Here is a 22,706-nt window from a genome sequence, read left to right as displayed (position 1 = left end):
AAGCGTTCCCATGATGAAGATTGAAGAAATAACGGAAGGCATGAGAGCCTTCCGTCGTTCAAGTAGATTACAAGATGAGGTGAGTACTACTTGCTTACACTGATCATGTCATTAAAGTAGTCAACTTGTTCTGCCATGCTCAAACCTTGGTTGTTTGAACCTAGCGTCCACATAAAGAAACCACCGTAACCGTTATCTTTCTGCCATTTAGCACGGTCTAGGTTGTTTTGAGGCGTTTCAACAAAGTTACCACCAGGTGCCCATTGGCTGTTGATCGTGTTACCTAAAACAATCTTCGACTTGTCTCCAATATATTCAGCATAGTTCGCCATCGCGACGTCGTAGAGGAAGTTTCGACCAGCGTCGTAGGTCATTACGTTGAAGAAATCGAAGTCGTTCTTGGTTGCTTTCAGCAAATCGATCACTTCACCGTGGTGAGATGAACGGCCTGATGGTTCAATGTAAGAACAATTTTCGAACACACTCGCATCCATACACTCAACTGGGTCTGCACCTACGTGGTAAGTCGTCAGAGACAGCACTTTCGTATTGCCTACTTTCTCACGGATCAGTTTGATCAGAGCAGTCAGATCTTGGTTCTCTTTATCCGTAATACGAGCGGCTTTCTCGAAGTCGAAATCTAGACCGTCAATGTGTACGTAGCCTGCTAGCTGGTACTTACTGTAATCACAGCTGCCATCAGGTTTTGATGCAAGACATTCACCTTCCATCTCTTCTGGTGTCAGATTCTTTTTATACACAGGGAATGGCGTATGTACCAAATCAACCAATCCAGTTGCGACCGCTTCACGGCTTTGTGGCGTGCTGATCGCTGACCAAATGCTTTCGTACGTTTGACCACCAAATGCCACCATCATAGTCACGTTTTCATTGTCATGCTTAAGCGTTGACCAAGCTAGGTACTGTGTTGGCATCCAATCCGGATTGTAATCTGGTGGCGTTAGCATGCCATCAGAGATCGTGATGTTACCGCTCGCGTCCCACTTACCAAATGACAATAGGTAACCATCACCCTCTGAGTTGAACAACTGCTCGTAGTCATTCAACCCCCAAGATGTTAGGTAACTGATAGAGCGATCGGGGTTATCGGCTAAACCGCCGCCACCTGTACTTTCTTTGACCGTAATGTTCGACGTTGCCGAAGTTTGCTCTTGGCTTGCTGTGTTTACCGCTTTAGCCGTGATCGTGTAAGCGCCCTTCTGTGCACCTAGCCATTCGTATTCGTATGGCGCTTCAATGTCTTTGAATAGCTCATTACCATTGGCGATAAAGCTTACTGAAGTAATATCACCTTCGTAGCTCTTCGCGTCTGCTTTGATTGAAATTGCACGACCTTCAAAGTAGCTCGAACCGTCCACTGGAGAGGACAGCGAAACCACCAAGTCTTTATCGGTGATCGCCAGAGAAATTGGTGCGGCTTCTGCACTGGCACCTTGGTCATCGTAAGCGACAACGGTTAGCGTATATTGGCCTTCGTCTTGTGCAGGAACTGTAATGGTGTAGGTATCGCCTTGTGTAGGAGTGCTTGATGTTGCCACCACTTGACCATTCAATTGAACGTCAACACGAGCAACTTCAGTATCGTCAGTCGCATCAACAATCACATCGAACGCTTGGTTTGGTGCAATTTTTTGTCCATCTTGAGGAGATTGAACATCCACCACTGGAACTGGGTTAGGATCACATTGCCCTACTTCGTCCCACGCGTCTTTCCACGCATCCGGATAATCTGGGTGACCTGTCCCCGGCGTCCAAACTGGGTTTCCACACCAACCGGCTACGGTACATGAATAGATGTTGCCGATATTGGTAACTTCATCACCCACCTTGTATGGCACGCCATCTTCGTATTGAGGAACATCGCCACAACTGGTGCCCGTGTCTGTCACAGTAATGGTTAGGCTCTTACGAGTAACATGTTGTTCGTCATCTTGAGCTTCTGCGCGAAGCGTTGCTGAACCCGCAGTTTGTGCAGTCCAATCACAAGAGAAATCTTGCGTCGCTTTCGCATCAAGAGAGCACACTTCTGCATCGTTAGCGAAGAACTTAACTGTCGCTAAGTCATCATCTGCATCCGTCACATGCGCTGAAATTGTGATGCTGTCACCTTTTTGGTGAGAAGAGCCTGCGTCTGGTGAGATAAACTCAATCACGGGAGGGTTTGGCGCGGTAGATTCTGATTCAACCGTCACTTGTACCGATTGTTCAGTCAGCTTTTCACCGCTCTCATTGAACGCCATGACAGCAATTGAAGCAGCACCAATTTCCGCTGGTAGCCAAGCTTGTTGATACTCAGTCGTTCCTTCTACTACAGGTTGTTCTGCCAGCTTGGTATTGTTGATCCAGAACTCTAGCTTGCTTGCACCTTCACCCTCTACACTCGTGATGATGTCTACATTCGAGCCAGTGTAAATCACAGAGTTTTGTGCCGGCGCTAAGATATCCAATGAGAACTCTGGTGGAGGAACAACTTCACCATCGACTTTCACCACCACGGAATCTTCAAACGCATTGAGATCCTTCAGTTCGTCGCCAAAAGAGATGGTTAACGCCGCCGACTCGCCAGATGCCAACTCACTGTCTACCCAAGAGCCTGCTGGGAACTTGAGCGTCACAGCGTTCAATACGCCGTCAGCTTGTGTTGTATGAGCAATCTCCCATGATGGGTATGAAAGGTGATTTGATGCCCAACCAATGTCGTTAATCGCGACAGGCAATAAGAACTCAATCACCGCTTCACGCATGTCTGCGCTGTCTGAGCCAGTGTTTTTGATGTCTAGCTTATAGGTGCTCCAGTATTCGCTTTCTGATTGTGCAACCGCATCGGTGCTGAACTCCGCCGCCATGGCTTGTGAAATCGGATTCAACAATAAACCAGAACAAAGCATTGTTAGCCCTAACGTGCGATAACCAATGGAATTTGTCTGCGTAGCACTGCTCTTTCTTAGATACATAATTAAGTCCTTAGTCTTATATTAATTATTTAGGTACTGCACAAAGACCTGCAATTTTCGGTTCAACTATTTTTTGCAAGCACACTTAATTTATAAGTAAAAATAACCAAGACAAAAATTCCTTTCAACTTCTGGGATAAATATCAAAATTTATTTCAAATAATAATTACAAATATAGTTTTATAAAACCAATCATTATATGAACCCAACTAAACTTCATTATGTAGAATAATCTTAATTAGCTTATTTTAAATTAATTAACAGCAGCCATTTTACAATCAAGATAAAGGCATTACTTTGAGGAACTAAGCAGCATTTTCCAGAATTCTAACAGCAAGTTAGCAACAAAACCCTCGTTTTGCATTCAATAGAAAGAACTAACGCCGGGCTAAATAAAACCGTAAAAACATTAACTTAACTGTTTTTGTTGTAGTATTTTCCTTACAACAAATAAGTAATAGACATAATTTAGCTAATTCAATAACCAATACAAATAGGAAAGTAAAAAGTGAATAAAATCCAATAAATCGATTTTAAAAATATTATTTGGAATTAAAGTCACACATTTTTCATGCGCCACAACAAAAATACGAAAGAGAAAAATTAGAGCCTTAATTCTATTCATATTTCATAAAGGCCTTAATAATCCAGTTATCACTTAATGTCGTTAATTTCTGTACAAATAAAAGCCAAAGTTAAGCTGTTTTTATTTTACACCTGTATCACATTGATTTATTTTCGAACTATTATTGGGTATATAGCTCGTTTAAACGAAAAAAGAGAGCCCACAATGTGACTCTCTTTTTCGTGCATGTTGTCTTTAGATGCTATTTAAAGCCGAACTTACCATTGCCGTTCTTCCACTCTGACTTCGGTGGAATCGCTTCAATCGTGTCCCAATGCTCTACAATTTTGCCATTGTCGACGCGGAATAAGTCATAGAACGCGACGTGTTGATTCATGAACTGACCTTCACTCACTGATAACACGAAGTTCCCTTCACCGATAATCAAATGGTTCTTGCTGTATACCATCGGCATGCCCGCTTCCGCTAATTGCTTCAATGCAACACCCAAACCGCTCAAGCCGTCAGCCACCGCTACGTTGTGTTGGATATAGTCACTGTCTTTATCACCGATGAACTTACTGATCTGAGACATGTCTCCTTTCACCAAAATGGTTTGTACAAAATCAGAAACGATCGCTTTGTTCTCGTCCGTTTTGTTTACATCTGTAATTTCTGTTGCACCGTCAAATTGAGTGCGACCACTTGGATTAGGTTTCGCCACGTCTTGTAAGTTATCCCAGTGTTCGACGATCATACCATCTTCAAAACGGAAAATATCAAAGCCCGCTTTCGGTCCGAAAAAGTCGTATTCCGTGTGCAATGCCACGTATTCGCCATCTTGAATGGTACGAATCACTTTCGCTTTAGCACTGCCTTCTGGCAGCATCTTCATTACTTCACCAAAACCCGCTAAACCATCTGCAACCGCAAGATTATGCTGAATGTACTTATTTGGATTGATGTATGAAATCGCGTTTTGGTCGCCCGTTTCAATGCTTGAGATAACCGCGACGGCTTTATCACGATTCGACAATTCATCGGCATTTACAGCGAAAGAAGCACTAGCAAAAACGGTGGATGCGATAACAGAGCTAGCGAAAAAGCGAGTCAATTTGTTCATATTATTTTCCTCTTGTTGGCTTGAGAACAATAATAGGAATGAATCAAAGACTCGTCTGTGTGGATGTGCGTCGGAAAATGGTCAATATCGAACATGAACACAAAAAGGCGTTCATACTCAACATCATAACTGTGGTTCGGCGTACTGCTTCTGGAATTGGCTTGGTGTCATATCAGTTTGATTTTTAAAATATCGAACAAAATTACTCGCATCTTCAAAACCAAAGTCAAAAGCTAACTGCTGTGTCGTAACGTTACTCACCACCAAGCGGCGCTTAATCTCTATTGTGACAAACGCGTCGATCATCTGTTTTGCGGTTAAGTTGGTTGCCAGCTTGCAGATAACATTTAACGTTTTATACGTTGACCCCATCTGCCCCGCATACCAGTTCGCATCACGGATATGTTCATAATTAGCCTGGAGCAAATCAAAGAAACGTGCAAGCTTGTAGCTCTGCTCTTTGGTTAACTTATCGTGCCTCTCTTCAGGTCTTAGGCGATGCAGCATTAGAGCGAAAGAAGAGAAAAGATACATGACGATCAATGGGTCGGAATGATGACTTTCAATTTCCTTGATAACCTCACCAATAAGCAGTTTGGCACTCTGGCAGGTAGCTTCGTCTAAGTTCAATAATGGTGAACGAGCTTGGTTTAAGTGCGTTGGTGTGTAGTTAGGTAAACGCATGTTGGCATGCACTTGGTCTAAAAACGCTTGGGTGAAAATGATCACTTTACCGGAGGGCTTGTTGGACAAATCGAAAGCTTGCACCTGCTCGCGACGAACAAAGAGGATGCTGCCAGATTCAAACGGATACTGCTTAAAATCCACCATGTGCACACCACTGCCTTTTTCGATGTAAACCATCATAAAGAAGGTAATGCGATGCGGTTTTTGAGGTGAGTGGCTTTTGTACTCTTGGCCATGCAAGCTTTCTAGATCGAAGATTTCAATCTCTGCTTGATTCGATTTTTTATGGTCAAAGCCTACGGTTGGTATTTGCATTCACCCTCCACTCGTTACTACTTGTATTTTGGTCAATTTCAGCAGGAATGCGAATCGAACTGTATCACATCGCGCAACCAAGATAGCGTTTGAGGTGGTGAATGTCTGTCTAATCTCCCTAAGCCAACACGCTGCTTAAAATAAGCCAGTTCATAAAACACATGGCTCTTAAAACACAAAGGCAAGCCGAAGCCTGCCTTTGTTCATTGATCTATGCAAAGAGTCTAAGACGTCTTTTTACCCTCGCTCGCTTTTGCGTTGCTTGCATTTTGCTCGGTAGCAACCATGTCATCAAACTCAGAAACTCGTGCTAAGAACGCAGGTTTGTCTTTGTTTGGGATCGAACTCGCCAACGGCAAATCGGCTGTCATCGAATCTACGGCACGGTTGCGCACAAGTACTTCAAAGTGCAAGTGTGGACCTGTTAGACGGCCTGTCGCTCCCGAAAGCGCAATCTTTTGTCCACGCTTAACGTGGTCGCCTTTCTTGACCAAGAAACGGCTCAAGTGCAGATAACGAGTTTTGTACACGCTGTTGTGCTCAACCACTAAGTATTTACCTGCGTAAGGGTGGTTACGAACGGCAATCACTTTGCCATCACCCGTGGAGTAAACTGGTGAACCCACAGGCGTCGCGAAATCGGTGCCATTATGCGGTTGAATTCGGCCTGTTACAGGGTGTCTTCGGTTCGGGTTAAACGGAGACGTAATCCGTCGGAATTGTTTGTCGACTGGATAACGGTTAAAGGCTTGCTCTAGGCTGTTTCCATCACGGTCATAGAAGCGACCATCTTCAGCCAAAAACGCTTCTACATCTTTACCACGCATCTTGATGGCAATGCCCTGCACTTCTGTATTGCCTGTTAAATGGTCATCAACGTACTGACGACGTACCAGCACATGAAAGCTATCACCAGCTCGCAGCTCGCGAGCAAAATTCACTTTGTCACGAAGTACACGCGTAATGTTGGCAATCTGGGTAGTAGTTAATCCTTGTCGGTGCGCAGAAGATGAGAAACTGCCGTTGATCTCACCAGAGTACATTTCCTCACGCCATTCTCCCGGCTCTTCAACAAAGTCATAAGCGAATGTGCCATCGTCGTTCTGCGTGTAAATCGAACGTTCGACAAGGCTTTCGTGGAAGATCACTTGTTGCAGTGTCTTGGTGTCTCTATCCACCACAAACTCAAGGTGGTCACCTGGTTTGATGGTATCCAGTTTCAAGGAGGTTAAATCGGCTTCAAGTAGCTTTTGCGTGGTTTCGTATGGGACGCCCCATGAGGAAAAGATCGTACTGAGCGTGTCACCTACTTTAACGAAGTAGTGAATACGTGCAATGTTGTCGTGATCTTGTGTTGCCTCTTCGGCGTTTGGTGCCGTGTCGTCTGTCTGAGCCTCATGTACGTGAGCGTTCTCTAGCTCGGAATAAGGCGTGACCTTAATGGTGATTTCTTCTGGTTTCGTTTCTGCTTGATAGGTGAGATAAGCTGCAAGAGAGAATGCGGTAGCAGCGACAACAATGAGTGAATAACGAACAAACTTCATAGTACTTGGGATAATAGGAAACAGTAATTGTTATGTTATAACATCTGAATCTAAAAATTTAAACATTGCGTATTTGAGAACTTTGTTTCTAAGCTTTTCTAGTCTCGCTAAGCGCCTATTTTGCTTAAATAAACCTTACTGTAAAAAGGGTAAATTCCTCTTACCCTCTCTATGATTGCGTGATCCCGGTTTAGTTCACTCTACTACTCACAACTTCTATGAATTCTTTATCAACTGCCGATCTTTTAAGCGTTCGAGAATAAAATCTACGCGTTGTTCGATACTCACCGTCGGTACCTCTATCAACTCATAACCATATTGCTGATATGCCGCTACGATGGCTTGATAAGTTCTTACGGCTTCAGCAAAGTCTTGTTTTCGTTCTTTATCATTAGCAAAAATGGCTTCCCAAGGCGGAAAGATAAAGACAGGGTTGGCGTAACGTATACGCTGACACGCATCCATTAATGCTTGTGGAATGGGTAAGTTTTCTAATTGGCTATAACCGTATGAATCCACAATACAACGATCGAAAAAGACCAAATCATCACGGCACTTGTAAGCCTCATGATTTTTCTTTTCCTCTACTATCATTCCATCTCTAAAAGCGACTTTGTCTTTCCATGGTAATGCGTCACCATCGATGGCAACTTGATGTTTGATCACTTTGCGCCCCACCTCTGGCGCGCAAACGTAGCCAAGCTCAATCAGTTTTTCTATTACAGAGGTTTTGCCCGCACCTGGGCCACCTGTAAATACGATTAGGTTGTTCATGTAGACCTCGATTGTTGAAGCGTAATGTTCGCCTTCCGCCCTTTTATGTCGGTCGTTGGTTATTCTCGAATCGGTGTTGTAGAAGAAGTTTGATCTCTGAAAGAAGCCAGTTAATCAATGGGGTATCTTGAGTTTGATAGAGGTAATAAGCGTACACATCCATATTTTGCTTGGGTAAGCCTGTGCTGGAATTAACCGTAGGATGAATAGCGACGATATCGTCTGGAAGTGTCGTCATGACACTGGCGACTGGGAAGACGGCATCAGAATGTCGGATGGCATTAAAGTTAACCTCCGGCGAATCCGATTTCAACAAAATATCCGGAACATGACCGGCTTTTAACATGGTCTGCTCTGCCGTTTCGTGTCTTGTTTGCCAATCTGGAGTACGAATCAACACCATTGGATACTTGGCTAAATCGTGAATAGTAACAACATCAAGTTGTGTGAGCGGGTGCCCTTGCCTGACGCAAAACATAAAGTGGTTCTTGGGCATCAACTCTTGTTTGATCTGTTTGGAATACCCTTCTGGACCGTAATCCAAAGCGACGTGGATTTTTCGAGACAACAAAGCCGATTCTACTTGTGCACGCCAATCCATAATCTCAAATCTTGCGTTTGGAGCTCTCTCTCGCAAGGTGGAGAACAGATCTACACCAATTGCATTCGTCAGTGCATTGGTCAAACTGATAGAGACCTTTCCTTGGTATTTAGAAGGATCAAATGCCGCTTCTAAGGCTAACAGTCCATCAATCTGCTCGACCAATTCAGGAAGACGACGCTCTAATTCGTAACAACGCTCTGTCGGTACTAATCCGTAACGCTCGCGCACGAACAATGCGTCATCAAAAGTTTCCCTTAATCGGCTGAGCGCGTGGCTTACCGCCGATTGACTAAGGTTCAAACGTTCTGCCGCTTGCTTAGTATTTCTGGTTTCGAGCAGCACTCGTAATACTTTGAGTAGGTTGTAATCAAACATACGCCATCTCTTTCATCACTCATTGCATTAGATATTAATACAATTAATTTCTAACATTCAACAGCTTCACTTCTGAACATATCTTGTTCTGCCTAATATGGGGTCAACGCTTCCTTAATCCTGAAAGGTCCTATTATGAAAAAGACGTCATTAGCACTGACCATGGCTCTGATTTCTTCGGCTACTTTTGCTGCTGATTTGCCAACGACACAACAAGTGATCGACAGCATCGATTCCTCTAACTGGGCTGTAAACCCGCTTGATTACGGCATGACAGCAATGGAGTACCAGCGCAAAGAAGCCGATTAGTTCGCACAAAAGATGCTAAGCCGTGGTGAGTTGAACCAGTTCATCCACTTCCCTGGCCTATCTCAAGCGGGTGATACTTGGGTAGTAACGCCGAATGTCGACAACGTCTATTCCCTTGCGGTTATTGATGCGCGCAAAGGCTTCAAGATTGAAATCCCAGACATGGGTGACCGTTTTGTCTCGCTTCACATCCAAGACCAAAACCATACTTTTGTTCAGTACACTTGGACACCGGGTGTGTATGAATACAAAGCGGGTGATATTGAGACCGACTACGTGTTTATTGGCGTCCGTGTAGGAACCGACGCAACAGCCGATGACTTGGCGTACATCAAGAACGAAATTCAACCCAAGATGAAGATTGAGTCAAACTCAGCCGTTCCATACGCCACTGACACCAAAGAGGAAGACATCGCTGAGCTGCGTTCTGCCCTACTTAAACAATGGGGTAAGTTACCTGACATGTACGACACGGTGCAATTCGATATTCATGATGTTTCTAATTGGGAGAAATGGACCTACACCATTGCTGGTTCTTGGGGTCTGAGCCCTGAATCGACGGCAATGTATGCTTCTTGGGCTCCTGAAAACACCAAGGCGAATGAATGTTACACCGCAACGTTTAACCATGTTCCGGCGAAAGCCTTCAGCTCGCTAACCATGTACAACTCAGACAACTACTTGATGACAAACGACCACAATATTGTGAGCACAAACCGCAAAGACTTTAAGAGTAACGAAGACGGCAGCTTTACGATCATTTTTGGTGGGGAACAATGTCATGCCATCGCAGACGAAAAAGGCGTGAACTACGCGAAAACACCAGTAGATGGATGGCGCGCACAGCTTCGAGCTTACGTGCCAGATGTGGAGAAGATGAAACACTACCAGTTACCAAAACTAGAAAAACTGTAGTGAGAACACTTTAGACAATTTCAATTAATAGTTTTTAAGGACAAGTTAACGCTTGTCCTTTTTTTTGTTGCTTGTCCCTTCTTTTTTAGCGCAACACAAATAATGGCATCAATGGCTAAGCACTTTCATGTTGGAACTCAAATATGCATCTAAGCGCATTATTTGACCATTAATTAATGGAGAATTAAACGTAGTCACAAAAGAATGGAATGGCTGGCGAAAATGCCAGCGTTCTACTCGATTGTTGTGTTTTTCAAGATCTCCGAGTGATTAACCAAGCACTCTTATGTATCTAACAGTCATTGACTCGCGCGGATGACTCCAAGTCCGCGCCGTTTTTTTGTCTGATAAACCAAAATCGGACATCCAAAGCAACAAACGTAAATATCCTTACTAAAAACACTGTTTCTGTAATTTTATTTCAGAATTATCGAAACCATCATAAGGATAATTCGAACTAATCTTAATTCATGCAACTTCAGTTACATTTGCTTTCCTTTACTCACTTCTCGCGACTATTGGCGGCATTTTGAGACAATTTCCTACACTCCTTTCTTTGTCTTAATTGATATAAATCATGGTTAGAAGAAAACAGAATTACCTGTATTTCTCTATACATGAATCCAAACTGCCCGATTTTTCGTAACTAAATTACAGATAGACACGATTTTTTAGCACGGCACGTTTTTGAGGAACCAAGATGTTAGATACCCTCATGTTGTCGCGGATCCAGTTCGCGGCCAATATCAGCTTTCATATTCTCTTCCCTACCATCACGATCGCATTGGCGTGGATGTTGGTGTTTTTCAAATGGAGATATATCCGCACTCAAGCCCCCGTTTGGCTTGATGTTTATTACTTCTGGGTCAAAGTCTTTGCATTGACCTTCGCCCTAGGCGTGGTGTCTGGCATCACCATGAGTTTCCAATTTGGTACCAACTGGCCAGGCTTTATGGAACGCGTTGGCAATGTAGCTGGCCCTCTTTTAGGTTATGAGGTCATGACCGCTTTCTTTATGGAAGCCACCTTTCTAGGTGTAATGTTGTTCGGACGAGGACGCGTGCCAGAATGGGTTCACACTCTTGCCACCGTTCTCGTCGCTGTCGGTACGAGTATGTCCGCATTTTGGATTTTGGTTCTCAATAGTTGGATGCACACCCCAAGTGGCTATGAAGTGATTGACGGCATTGTGCATGTCACCAGTTGGAAAGAGGTCATTTTCAATCCTTCTTTGCCATACCGTCTTCTACACACGCTATTAGCATCGGCGTTGACTGCCAGCTTTTTGATTGCAGGTATCTCGGCTTATCAAATAATGAAAAAGCCAGATCATCGCTCAGCCAAACTTGGCCTAAAAGTCGCGCTGTTCGCGGCGGCTGGATTCATCCCAATTCAAATCTTTGTCGGTGACCTTCACGGGTTAAACACGCTTGAACATCAACCTGCAAAAATAGCAGCAATGGAAGGCGTGTGGGAGACCGAGCAAGGCGCGCCCCTTCTTCTGTTTGCCATGCCAAATGAAGATACTCGCAGCAATGATTTTGAAGTGGGCATCCCTAAGCTGGCGAGTTTGATTCTTACGCATGACTTAGACGGGGAAATCCAAGGACTTAACGAGTTTGCACCTGATCACCCGCCAGTGAAGCCTTTGTTCTTTGGTTTCCGCGTGATGGTCGGTGTTGGTGTTCTTATGCTGCTGGTTAGCTGGTATGGCGCGGTGAAACTAGCACGCAAAAAAACGCTACCTAGACCTTACCTGTACACGGTATTAGCCATGACGTTCTCTGGTTGGATAGCCACACTTGCGGGTTGGTATGTTACTGAGATTGGTCGACAGCCTTGGCTAGTCAGCGGTGTATTGCGTACATCAGAAGCCGTCACCACGGTTGCGAGCAGCAGTGTGATGACTTCGCTCATTATGTACTTAGCCATTTACGCTGCATTACTGGTTGCGTACATCCATACCCTGTTCTATTTGGCGCGCAAAGACGTTGCGGCCCATGAAGTCCCACTGACACAACAAGAGGCCTAATCATGCTCGACTATCTACCAGAAATTTACCTTCTGCTGCTCGGCTTCTCGGTCTTTATGTATGCCGTGCTCGACGGCTACGACCTTGGCGTCGGGATCCTATTGCCAAGTGATAATGAAGCGCAACGTGACCGAATGATAGCGTCTATCGGCCCTTTCTGGGACGCAAATGAAACCTGGTTGGTGTTAGCTGTCGGTATTCTGCTGATTGCCTTTCCTACCGCTCATAGCTTGATTTTGACTGAGCTTTATATGCCGACCGCCATCATGCTGATCGCTCTGATCATGCGTGGTGTGGCGTTCGACTTCCGCGCCAAAGCGAACTCGGATCATAAACCTTATTGGGATTGGTGCTTTAGAATTGGCTCGTTAGTCACTGCTCTGACTCAGGGTTACATGGTCGGTCGTTACATCATGGGTTTTGAGCAATCAACCGAAGCATTTGGCTTTGCATGGTTAAGCGCACTTTGTGTAACAGCGGCGTACGTTTACATTGGTGGCGCATGGTTGGTACTAAAAACGGAAGGTGATTTACAGAGACGTTCGGCCCGTTGGTCTCGTCGTGCTGGTTGGTTGGCGGCTTTGGGAATCTTAGTCGTGAGCGTTGTAAACCCGATTGTAAATCAACAAGTCGCCCTGCGTTGGTTCAGCTTCCCAGAAGTCTTGTTGCTTGCACCCATTCCGTTGATTGTGCTGGCAACTATCTTCCTCGTTGATCGCTATTTGCGTCAGGTTCCAATGGTGAATGATCTGGGTGTGCGCTGGCCTTTCTTTGGTGTCACCGTCATTTTCGCCTTGAGCTTTCTCGGTCTTGCGTACAGCTTCTTCCCAGAAGTTGTGCCGGGGTTGATGACCGCAGAAGACGCTGCGTCATCGCCTGCGACACTAATCATTGTGGGTTACGGTGTGATGATTGTTATGCCTATGATTTTGCTTTACACCTTTATGGTGTACCGAATTTTCAAGGGCAAAGCGACAGAGCTCAGCTACAAATAACGACCATAATAGACACGCCGCTGATCTAGCGGCGTTTTAACAACACCCTTTCAAGCTTTGATAGCTCAACGATTAACTGGTGATCTCATGAAACGCTGATTACGTAAGATAAGCCTCTGAAAAGCAGTCAATATTGGCTGCTTTTTGATTATACTCAAGTAACCTCAAAATTCTTGGGTAATAACGCTAAGCCTTTAGTTCTTAAGTTTCACTTAATGAATAACACTCTCTGGCTTAAAATGACGACGGAATTACAGATATTACGAGGGACCGTATGACCCGCTTCTCTTCATTGACAGTTGCGCACAACCACTTGAAAAACCGCGTTGTTGTGCCACCAATGGCATCTCAAACCTCCACTACCGAAGGTCTCGCAACTTCAAGCACCATAAAACACTACGGCAAACTGGCACAATCCGGTGCAGGTCTTGTTATGGTTGAATACAGTTTTGTCGATTTTTCTGGACGAAGTGAACCGAACCAATTGGGCGCGCACAGTGATGACTGCGTGGAAGGAATGAAAGCGATCGCCCAAGTTATCCACGATCACGGCGCAAAAGCAGGCTTTCAAATCACGCATTGCGGTGGCAAGGCAACGTTAGAAACCTGTCCAAATTTAATGGGGCCTTCCGGAATAACCGTACCCGCTTACGACCGTGTGTTACCGCAACCGAAAGCGATGACGTTGGAAGACATGCTTATTTGGCGTAAGCAGTTCGTCGATGCAGCGCTTCGTGCCGACAAAGCCGGTTTTGATTTTGTTGAACTGCACTGCGCACACGGCTATGGATTAAACCAAGTTCTCTCTCCAGTCACGAACCAACGTGATGACCTATACGGTGGTTCATTAGAGAACCGCTCTCGTTTAGTGGTCGAGATCATCGAAGCAATCAAAGCCAAGAGCAATATTGGCATGATGGTGCGTATTCCAGGTCAGGACCTTTACCCAGAAGGATTAACGCAAGAAGACATGGTGAAAGTGTGTAAGTTATTCATTAACGCTGGCTTGGATTTGATTAACGTCTCATCGGGTATTGGTGGTTGGAACCGTCCTAAAGACCGCCGCGGCGAAGGCTTTTTAGTCTCAGAATCCGCTTTTCTAAAACAAGCTGACTTGGGTATCCCAATCATTGGTGTGGGTGGTATCGAGAGTGCCGAATACCTCGACCAAGCGGTCAACAACGGTTGGCTCGATTTGGCTGCCGTCGGTCGTGCCATATTGAAAGATCCCCTCGCCTTTAATCAGCAGATCATGCAAAAAGAGGTCAGTGCTTAACAGTAATTCAACACGTGGAGGCTCTTTTTTATCTCAAATCTTGGGCATGTCCCCAGCTCCAATCAACGTGGCTGAATGAAGTATAGCTCGTTGAAACGTTATCTTTCTTATGCCGCGCGGAGTGAACTTTTAATGATAGGAAGTGGTTCAAGTCGTCAATAAAGAATTGAAATTAAGTATTTGTTTTTCATCCACTCAGGCTCAATAATCAATTATGCCTTACAGAATTGGATTGGAAAGAATCGTGACGCCACCAAATACGCTTCAACTGCTATTAGTCGAAGACAATCTAGAGCTAGCAGAAACAACCGTTGAACACTTTGAACTCGAAGGTGTTGAATGTGATCACGTACCTAACGGTATTGCTGCTCTCGATTTGATTGCTAAAACACATTACCACGTGGTGATTCTTGACCTCAACTTGCCTCGACTCTCTGGTTTGGAGGTATGTCAAAAGTTACGGGAACAAGGTAACGATGTCCCCGTTATTATGCTGACAGCAAGAGATACGCTGAACGATAAGATCATCGGTTTTGAGACTGGCGCAGACGATTATTTAACTAAACCGTTCGCATTCGAAGAGTTGTTTATGCGCGTCAAGGTACTGTCTCGTCGACGCAGTGGCGAGGTAAATCTGCTCCAGCTAAAAGATCTACAAATGAACGTCAAAGAGCGCAACGTAAAGCGTGCCAATGATGAAATTAAACTCTCCCCTACGGGTTATCGTATTTTGGAAGTACTACTTAGAGCGACACCCAATCCAATCAGTCGTGAAGACTTAATCCAGAAGGTATGGGGAGATGAACAACCGGACACCAACAGCTTAAAAGTGCACATGTTCAAATTAAGGCATGCACTCGATGATAATTACGAAGAGAAGCTACTCCAAACCATCAAAAACTTTGGGTTCGTCTTAAAGTAACCTCTCAGACACTTAGCAAGTATCAGTCAGTAATCTTACTTCCGGAGTACTGATGTTTTGGTACATCACTTGGCATTGGAAGTTGATGCTTTTCTTATCCAAATCAGAAGTGAAGAAAATATAGATTTGGTTGTTTGGCGTGCTTTGTCAGTAAACAGATCGGCTGCGTGTCGATCTTCCTGAAACGTCGTCACAGAAACCACATCGGTTTCCATTATTCAACTCTATAGCGTCTTTCTGTGAATTCAAAAATCGAGGGTAACAGCCACCGAAAAATATGAAGAATCACAATCGCAATAACGAACTCGTTTAAGGTAAACCCTTTGCTATCGTCTTAATTCTCTTATGCAAACGTCACTTTCACGACTCTACCGTTGGCTAATACTTGTTCATCATATTGCCAGTAGTACTTGTCACAAATCTTTTTAATCAGTAATAGACCCAAACCAAAACCGGTTGTTTCGTGGGTCAGATTTGTTTTTGCATCAGTGTTGATGACTTCGACCTCTAAACCGGTTTGCTTAATAATCACTTTACCTTCTATGGTGTGCTGAAACGCATTACGAATTAGGTTAGTAATGACGATTTTGCACATGCCTGATAAGTGCAAGCATTCGAAACTATCGACGTTGACCTCAACTTCAACGGCCTTCCCATCTAATAAGTAGCGTTGTTCATTCACCACCAGCTCCGCCAATACGCCTAGGCTTGTCATCGTTTCTTTAAGCTCAGTTGAGTTTTCATGATTGAGCCATAACAAGCTTTCACATAGGTCAGACATCGCCAGGCTGTTATTTTCGATTCTCTGAATATTTTTAAGTAATCGCTCTTTTGGCATATCGCTGGCGATCATTTTTTTCATCAACTCAGAATTGGAACGAATTACTGCAATTGGCGTCCGTAACTCGTGGCTCGCATAGCGTATGAACTCTTGCTCTTTCTTCACACTTCTTTGAACTGCAGATAAAGACGAATTGATCACTCGGGCCATCATGTTCAATTCAGAAAACTTAAAGTCAGGTATGTTGGAACGATCATCTTTTTCACGAATATTCATCGCCCATGTTTTTAGTTCTTCGACTGGTTTTGTGATTTTGCGAAGAATAAAGAACACGCCGATTAAAAACAGGGTTAACAATACCGCGACAAACAACACGATATAATTGAGTTGCGGTAACAAGTTTATGTTAAGTGTATCGGTGAAATCATCGAATGCGTTTTTGTTGATTTTGACTGCGACAAATTTGGTTTGAGCATCCACTTCGCTTTTTATCAACAAATAGATGAAGCGGTTGGCGTTTCTCCCTGCGCGATACTCAGTCTCTGTCGCTTTAAATAACTTCCCTACCGCGAGATCCTTTTCAACAAACTTGAGTTGAAATGCCAAAGGTAAGTCATCCCAATTGGCGGTAATGATAAATGGCGGGTTAATGATGGGTTTGCCTACTTGCGGCTCTTCCGTTTCCGCTTTCACCAGCATGACACCTTTGGTCATAAGATCGATACCAGTATAGAGGTTATAGGTGCTATAAGAGCCCGCAACAACGGCAAGGATTAACCCTAACACCGCAGAGACGGTGATTACGTACACTCTAAGGCTGTCTTTGATCTTCACTGATGACTTTCCTATTGATGCCGTGACTTGGACTTGAGCACATAGCCAAAGTTAGGAAGCGTATGAATAAGCTTGGTGTTTTGTCCCTTATCCACCGCCTGACGCAGCTTAAACATGTGAACTTTCAAGCTGTTACTTTCTGGTGACGCATCGCCCCAGACCAATCGCATTATCTTACTTCGACTTACTGGTGAAGGACTAGCGCTCATCATCACTTTCAAAATATTGTAGCAAGTCGGTGATAAATTGAGAGAATCTTCCCCTCGAAAGACCTCCCTACTGCTGATATCGAGTACCAAGTCACCCACAACGAGCCGCTCTGGCGCGCCACTTCTACGTTTTAACAACACCTGTACACGAGCGAGCAGTTCTTCAAGGGCAAAAGGCTTGACCATGTAGTCATCAGCACCAACCTGAAAGCCTGCTAATTTATCGCTCAGATCGCTTCTCGCGCTCAGAATCAAAATAGGTAAGTCAATACCATCTAAACGCAACTCTTCACAGACTTTTAAACCTGACAATTGGGGTAAGTTGACGTCCAGAATGACCAGATCATAGTCATCTGAACGAGCTAACTTTAACGCCATCATACCATTGGATGCATGGTCACAATGAATCCCATTCATCTCTAAGTATTCCATGATGGTCTTTGCTAATTCAATATTGTCGTCGACCAACAAAAGGTGCTTGTGCATTACATCCATTTACCTACATTCCATCACTAACAATCTTCGGTCTCTAACGTTGTCATGCTTTTCCCAGTGCGGCTTGCTGTCGCTGGCACGTAATGAATGCGGCAATGAAACGAGGTTAAGTCGTCCCAATCACCATAAAACTGGGGAAAAATCCAAAATCCGCCATCGTAATCAGTTTCAAAATTCAGCGTATCTTCACCATGATAATCTTGATTAAGAGGTGAGACATCGGCATCAACCAACTCATTAAATTGTTCGTATGCTTGGCGCTGGAAGACATCAAACCAAGGATAGTTGTCTTCATTGGTTAAACGAATTTGTTGCCCATTTAGCACCAAACAACGCATTTGCTTGTGGTAATCACAAGGTTGGATATTAGCCGAAGGAAGTTGTGATTTGGCAGATGCCAACGCAAATGCAGACTCGATCGTCCCTTGAGTAGCCTTTAGAGTGGCAACTCTCGCCTCTGATTGTATTCCCAAGAATTTAGGCGCAGCAATAACGGCCAAGATACCTAAAATAACGATGACAACGACCAGTTCGATCAGAGTAAAACCTTTATTCTTCATAAAATCTCCAAACCGTTGAGACGTCCTTGTCTATAGATTTAAATAACGTAGTCAACGCTGCGCTGACGTTTAATATGACGTTTGGCTGTGTACATGTTTCTGTCGGCAATTTCGATAGCAGTATTGACATCGTGGTTGTTCACTTTTGATAGGCCGTACGCAAAGGACAAGTCGTACCCTTTTTCTGAAAAGTAACGCGTCATTTTCACGTTTAACGAATTGAGTCTGTTTTCGATATCGTCGTAAGTAGAGGTATCAAAAATGATTACAAACTCATCACCGCCATAACGAATCACCACGTCTTTATCTCGAAGTGATGATTTCAATAAACACGCAAAATCGACAAGGCAGCTGTCTCCGACTCTATGACCAAACGCGTCGTTAATGGCTTTAAAGCCATTCATATCCAAAAAGGCAACGATCCGGTTTTCATACGCTCCTAAGTGGTACTTCAAAAACGAGCGGGTATAACACTTGGTTAGCTCATCTTTACTCACATCCACCAAACCAACGTTTGAGGGGCAAACGGTCGCAATAATGAATTTCTTGCCGTTGTAGACCATTTTTTCGCGAATCGTGTCGTACTCAATACCCTCGAAAAACTCTTTGTCTTTGTGGAACATAAGATGTTCGTCTTGCAGCAAGTTCTTATCTTTCTCTAAGCACAAACGGTAGCTTTCGTTTTCGTGAATGATCTCTTGCGGTTTCACACCAACAATACTGGTTCCGACCAACTCTCGGTGTGCCGCGTTATCAAAAATCACCACACCTTGCTCGTTTCTCATGATGACCAGCTTTTCAGCTGAATCGAGCATCGACACAACGCCATTCGCAATAATCGATGTATTATTGAAATAGATGTCTCTTAGGTTGCTCAGAGTCGTATTTACGTCTTCGTTGTGCACAACGCCCAAGATGTCATGGTCTTCAATAAAGCGATTCACTTCTTCGCTCTGTACATCTTCAATATTGTTTTCAATCAGAAAGTTATAAAGCTTGTAATCTAAATCCAAGCTCATTCGTAGCAGTGCTTCTACAGGTGCATCTTGCTCAAGGTTGGAAAAGCAATCTAGCTCAACAATCTCCTCTAACGGCATTGCTGGATAGAAATAGAAACCTTGAATCGTTGGCTTTTCGGCAAACAATTCGATCAGTTCTTTTTGACGCTTGTTCTCAACACCTTCAAAAACAACTTTGTGTGTACATAGCGTTTTGATCTTTGAGTACAAAAACGACAGATGCTTAAATTTGCTGTAGTTTTTCTCAATGTCATGAACCAACGAACGGTCAAATTTGACTTCATCCGCGCCGATAGTGAGCGCCAAATCCGCTCTCGCGAAATCTTTACCGAAATCATCAATAGACAGCTTGATGCCGTTGTCTTTTAGCAGCGCAACATGATTAAGAAATTCGTCGTTGAGCTCAACACCTTGATGCTCAACCAACTCTAAAGAAACGTTCTTTCCTTTTAGCTGCTTGATCGCACTGAAGACAAAGTAATCATTCAAAACACTGGTTGGGTAGATGTTGATGGATACCGGAATTTGAATGTCAAACTTCGCGATGTCTTCCAAACAACGCTTCATCACTGATAGATCAAGCGCCATGTTGTCTTTCACTTCGGCGAAAAATTCAGGCAGTGTTTTTTCAACGTCGACTGGTCGTAGCAAAGCTTCAAGACCAACGATCACGCCATCTTTTAGTTTTGGTTGGTACAACAAGTTGAAATCTGACATTAAGAGACCTTTATAAGTGTTTTTATTGAGTTGGTATTCACGTAGTTCGCTGACCAACACGTTTAATGACACTCGCCTCTACTTCCTGTTAATCATTAACAAGGTTAAATTCCATCTCAAAGCCAACGCTTTAAGAGGCATAGTGTGTGATATGAGTCATATCTTAAATTTCTCATGGTTAACGCTAAGTTAACGCCCGAACTTGTTTTGATGATTTGTTTTTATCGTCACCATAACGGTATGTTTTAAGCGACTTTTAAGGGAATACGCACAGCTTTTGAGCACAAAAAAAGCCACTTTAAAAAGTGGCTCTAAGAATCATTTTGTTAGCCCACTACACTCTACAGGGTCTTTGACGACCACGGTTGCGGCTGCACTAGTCGCACCGGCTTGTGTGTATTTGATACAAGCTTTGTCATAACCCGCAATGCCGAAGTAGATTGAATCGCTACCAGGGATTTCTTTGTGTGCCCAGTCTTCTCTCAAGCCTTGCACCACAATAGATAGGTCATTCAAAGTCGCTTTTGGGTATCCGTAGGCGATAGCCAAATCAAGCGTACCTGTGCCATCAGTATCCAATTTAGCCTCTTCTGCGCGTTCGACACCCATTAATGCCGCTTTGCCGTAAACAATGCCCATCGCACCGTTCATCGCCCCTCTAAACCCAGCAATTGCCGCGTTTCTTGCATCATCTTGCAAATTCAAGAATCGAGGCGCTGCTGTCACAGATAAAATACCTAAGATGACAATGACCACGACCAATTCAATTAAGGTAAACCCTTTCGCCTTCATTTTTTATTTCCCAACTACAAACGAGAGAAAAATCACGATGACAAGAGGCAGAAGCCCTGACTCTCCATCGGTTGACGGAGAATATACGACGGGGAAAGTTAACGCAGGGTTAACTCAAAACGGGCAGAAAAAATAAAGTTTAGGCAATCGATTAGCGCGGACAAACTAATGCGTGTTAATGCGTGTAAGAGGAAGATCTTAGCAACATCACAAGCAGAAGTTACGATTTAGACGCTATTGCCACCTTAAAACAATTACGCTCCTCTTGATGTGTTACAGAAAACGCATCCGTCATTTGGGCAATGAGCATTAAGCCTCGTCCTGAAGGCATCCAACTCTCTTCATCGAATAGATTTGGCGCCTCTATTTGCTTTGAGGTGTAGCTTTGGAAGGTTTCATCAGAAATGCGATTGCCATAATCAAATACACGCACTTCTATGTTGTGCTGCTCACCTTGTGTTAGTTCGCACTCTAACTCGACCGTTTTTCCGGTTTGTTCTTGATAGGCATGGATGAAAGCATTGTTCATCAACTCAACCACACACAACTCTAGGGTTTGCATGGCATGAGAAGAAACCGAATGTTGTTGAAGGAACTCAACCAATTCGAGACTCGCTTGGCGTGAAACTTCTAAAGACGCTTGATAGGATTTCTGGAATACCGCACTCGGCGAATTGACGGCTTGCGACTGCCTAGAACCCAACCATTGCACTTTCAACACGCTCACATCATCGTCGAGTTCCGGTTTTCCTTGCCAGTTTTGCACTTGCTCCAAAACGGCATTGGTTTGTGCCTTTTCTGGCATCGCTTGACTCCCTTCAATGTTGGATAGCAGTCGGTCAATGCCGTAAAGCTCCTCACCTTGCTTGGCCTCTGTTAGGCCATCGGAGAAAAACCAAAGGGCGTCATTAGGCTTAAGTTGGATACTTCCACCTTGGTACATCATCGGCTCTAATGCCCCAACAATGAAGTTGTTGTCGCCAACAAGTTCCAAGCGGTTTTGTTCCGTCTGTTGCCAAACGAATTTAGGGTGTCCTGCAGTGCAATAATTCAGCTCACCGGTTTCGGTGTTCAACACGGCGTATTCGATAGTGAAGTAAAGCTTGCTGTTTTGCGCTTGTTGGTAGCGCCGATTAAGCCTTTCAATCACAGCGGCAGGCTCACTGATGCGGTATTCATTGTCGCTCCAGTCTAACGTTATGGACTCCGATTGGTGACGTTGTGACAAAGTTTGCTGGACTGAAAATGCCATCAGTGCTGAAGAAATACCATGGCCCGATACATCAAATACGTAGAAAGCAACATGTTGCTCATCAAGCTCGACATAACCAAACATGTCGCCACCGATCTTGGAACAAGGCACATAAGTAAAGCTGAATTTTGCCGTGTGAATTTGTTCTTCCACTGGTAATAACTGAGTCATCAAATCACTCGCAGCGTCGAGATCTTGTTGAATAGTTTGATAGGCTAAATCGAGCTCTTGGTTTTTTGTCGTGAGCGTATTGTGCAGTTCTAAGGTACGAAAACCCGCTCGGATGCGCGCTTGTAGTTCCTCTACAGATGTCTTCTTGTCGACAAAGTCATCGGCGCCTGCATCCATGCCTTTGATGATGGATTCTTGATCGTTACGGGAAGAGAGAAGCACAAAGAAGATATAACGAGAAAACGCCGACGATTTAAGCTCACGGCAAAGCTCAATACCACTGATGCCCGGCATCATCAAATCACTGAGGACAAACTGAATGTCAGTTCGGTGGGTCAGCACTTCTAACGCAGACTCACCATCTTCAACGGCAATGACCTCGTACCCTTGCTTTTGCAATGCGCTGGTCATATAGAGCAACACCGTTTTACTGTCATCGACCAACAAAATTGATTTCATAATGCT

Annotated in this window: 18 protein-coding genes; 6 read left to right on the top strand and 12 right to left on the bottom strand. The window is 44.1% G+C overall.

The genetic code is table 11. The features are described 5' to 3' along the window. Window positions 1-86: 86 nt before the first annotated feature. From ATB76_RS03390 to ATB76_RS03365, 6 genes are all read right to left on the bottom strand, one after another. Window positions 87-2,975 (bottom strand): Ig-like domain-containing protein, encoded by a 2,889-nt coding sequence (locus ATB76_RS03390; protein ID WP_061034625.1) that lies wholly within the window; start codon window positions 2,973-2,975, stop codon window positions 87-89. A gap of 827 nt (window positions 2,976-3,802) precedes the next feature. Beyond that, window positions 3,803-4,663 carry a hypothetical protein gene (locus ATB76_RS03385; protein WP_061034624.1) on the bottom strand — a complete coding sequence of 287 codons (861 nt, stop codon included), beginning with the start codon at window positions 4,661-4,663 and terminating at the stop codon, window positions 3,803-3,805. Window positions 4,664-4,786: 123 nt separating this feature from the next. After that, complete coding sequence (locus ATB76_RS03380; protein ID WP_061034623.1) at window positions 4,787-5,665, bottom strand: helix-turn-helix domain-containing protein; 879 nt, start codon at window positions 5,663-5,665, stop codon at window positions 4,787-4,789. 224 nt (window positions 5,666-5,889) lie between these two features. Then, window positions 5,890-7,209, bottom strand: a complete 1,320-nt coding sequence (locus tag ATB76_RS03375; protein ID WP_061034622.1) for a peptidoglycan DD-metalloendopeptidase family protein — start codon at window positions 7,207-7,209, stop codon at window positions 5,890-5,892. Window positions 7,210-7,425: 216 nt separating this feature from the next. Continuing rightward, window positions 7,426-7,983: an ATP-binding protein gene (locus ATB76_RS03370; protein ID WP_038871702.1), complete on the bottom strand. Its 558-nt coding sequence runs from the start codon at window positions 7,981-7,983 to the stop codon at window positions 7,426-7,428. A 43-nt stretch (window positions 7,984-8,026) separates the two neighbouring features. Further along, window positions 8,027-8,962 (bottom strand): LysR family transcriptional regulator, encoded by a 936-nt coding sequence (locus tag ATB76_RS03365; RefSeq protein ID WP_061034621.1) that lies wholly within the window; start codon window positions 8,960-8,962, stop codon window positions 8,027-8,029. Window positions 8,963-9,097: 135 nt separating this feature from the next. Here ATB76_RS03365 and ATB76_RS28585 point away from each other — a divergent pair, with 135 nt between their 5' ends. The 6 genes from ATB76_RS28585 (at window position 9,098) to ATB76_RS03340 (ending at window position 15,411) form a co-directional block, all read left to right on the top strand. Then, entirely contained in the window at window positions 9,098-9,271 is a 174-nt protein-coding gene (locus tag ATB76_RS28585; RefSeq protein ID WP_240538021.1) for a hypothetical protein, read from the top strand. 12 nt (window positions 9,272-9,283) lie between these two features. Next, the gene (locus tag ATB76_RS03360) at window positions 9,284-10,186 is read left to right on the top strand and encodes a DUF1254 domain-containing protein (protein ID WP_240538020.1); all 903 of its coding nucleotides are present in this window, start codon (window positions 9,284-9,286) and stop codon (window positions 10,184-10,186) included. A 700-nt stretch (window positions 10,187-10,886) separates the two neighbouring features. Further along, window positions 10,887-12,218: a cytochrome ubiquinol oxidase subunit I gene (locus tag ATB76_RS03355; protein ID WP_061034620.1), complete on the top strand. Its 1,332-nt coding sequence runs from the start codon at window positions 10,887-10,889 to the stop codon at window positions 12,216-12,218. Window positions 12,219-12,220: 2 nt separating this feature from the next. Then, on the top strand, window positions 12,221-13,213 hold the full coding sequence (locus ATB76_RS03350) for a cytochrome d ubiquinol oxidase subunit II (RefSeq protein WP_061034619.1): 993 nt from the start codon (window positions 12,221-12,223) through the stop codon (window positions 13,211-13,213). A 274-nt stretch (window positions 13,214-13,487) separates the two neighbouring features. After that, window positions 13,488-14,489, top strand: a complete 1,002-nt coding sequence (locus tag ATB76_RS03345; protein WP_061034618.1) for an NADH:flavin oxidoreductase — start codon at window positions 13,488-13,490, stop codon at window positions 14,487-14,489. Window positions 14,490-14,703: 214 nt separating this feature from the next. Further along, complete coding sequence (locus tag ATB76_RS03340; RefSeq protein ID WP_042602877.1) at window positions 14,704-15,411, top strand: response regulator transcription factor; 708 nt, start codon at window positions 14,704-14,706, stop codon at window positions 15,409-15,411. Between the two features lie 343 nt (window positions 15,412-15,754). Here ATB76_RS03340 and ATB76_RS03335 read toward each other — a convergent pair whose 3' ends face one another. The 6 genes from ATB76_RS03335 to ATB76_RS03310 all read right to left on the bottom strand — a co-directional run bounded on the left by ATB76_RS03335 (window position 15,755) and on the right by ATB76_RS03310 (window position 22,700). Beyond that, a complete protein-coding gene (locus ATB76_RS03335; RefSeq protein WP_038878091.1) occupies window positions 15,755-17,026 on the bottom strand; it encodes a HAMP domain-containing sensor histidine kinase in 1,272 nt (423 codons plus the stop codon). 11 nt (window positions 17,027-17,037) lie between these two features. After that, window positions 17,038-17,730, bottom strand: coding sequence for a response regulator transcription factor (locus tag ATB76_RS03330; RefSeq protein ID WP_042604128.1), 693 nt, complete (start codon window positions 17,728-17,730; stop codon window positions 17,038-17,040). A 17-nt stretch (window positions 17,731-17,747) separates the two neighbouring features. Continuing rightward, window positions 17,748-18,290: a type II secretion system protein gene (locus tag ATB76_RS03325; protein WP_061034617.1), complete on the bottom strand. Its 543-nt coding sequence runs from the start codon at window positions 18,288-18,290 to the stop codon at window positions 17,748-17,750. Window positions 18,291-18,328: 38 nt separating this feature from the next. After that, window positions 18,329-20,026: a GGDEF domain-containing protein gene (locus ATB76_RS03320; protein ID WP_240538019.1), complete on the bottom strand. Its 1,698-nt coding sequence runs from the start codon at window positions 20,024-20,026 to the stop codon at window positions 18,329-18,331. A gap of 318 nt (window positions 20,027-20,344) precedes the next feature. Next, on the bottom strand, window positions 20,345-20,818 hold the full coding sequence (locus tag ATB76_RS03315) for a prepilin-type N-terminal cleavage/methylation domain-containing protein (RefSeq protein WP_061034616.1): 474 nt from the start codon (window positions 20,816-20,818) through the stop codon (window positions 20,345-20,347). A 220-nt stretch (window positions 20,819-21,038) separates the two neighbouring features. Then, window positions 21,039-22,700, bottom strand: coding sequence for a SpoIIE family protein phosphatase (locus tag ATB76_RS03310; RefSeq protein WP_061034615.1), 1,662 nt, complete (start codon window positions 22,698-22,700; stop codon window positions 21,039-21,041). Window positions 22,701-22,706: the final 6 nt, after the last annotated feature.

The sequence above is a fragment of the Vibrio sp. MOR3 genome (assembly GCF_001557775.1).
Lineage (GTDB): Bacteria > Pseudomonadota > Gammaproteobacteria > Enterobacterales > Vibrionaceae > Vibrio > Vibrio jasicida.
This window is presented reverse-complemented; position numbering and strand designations above follow the sequence as displayed.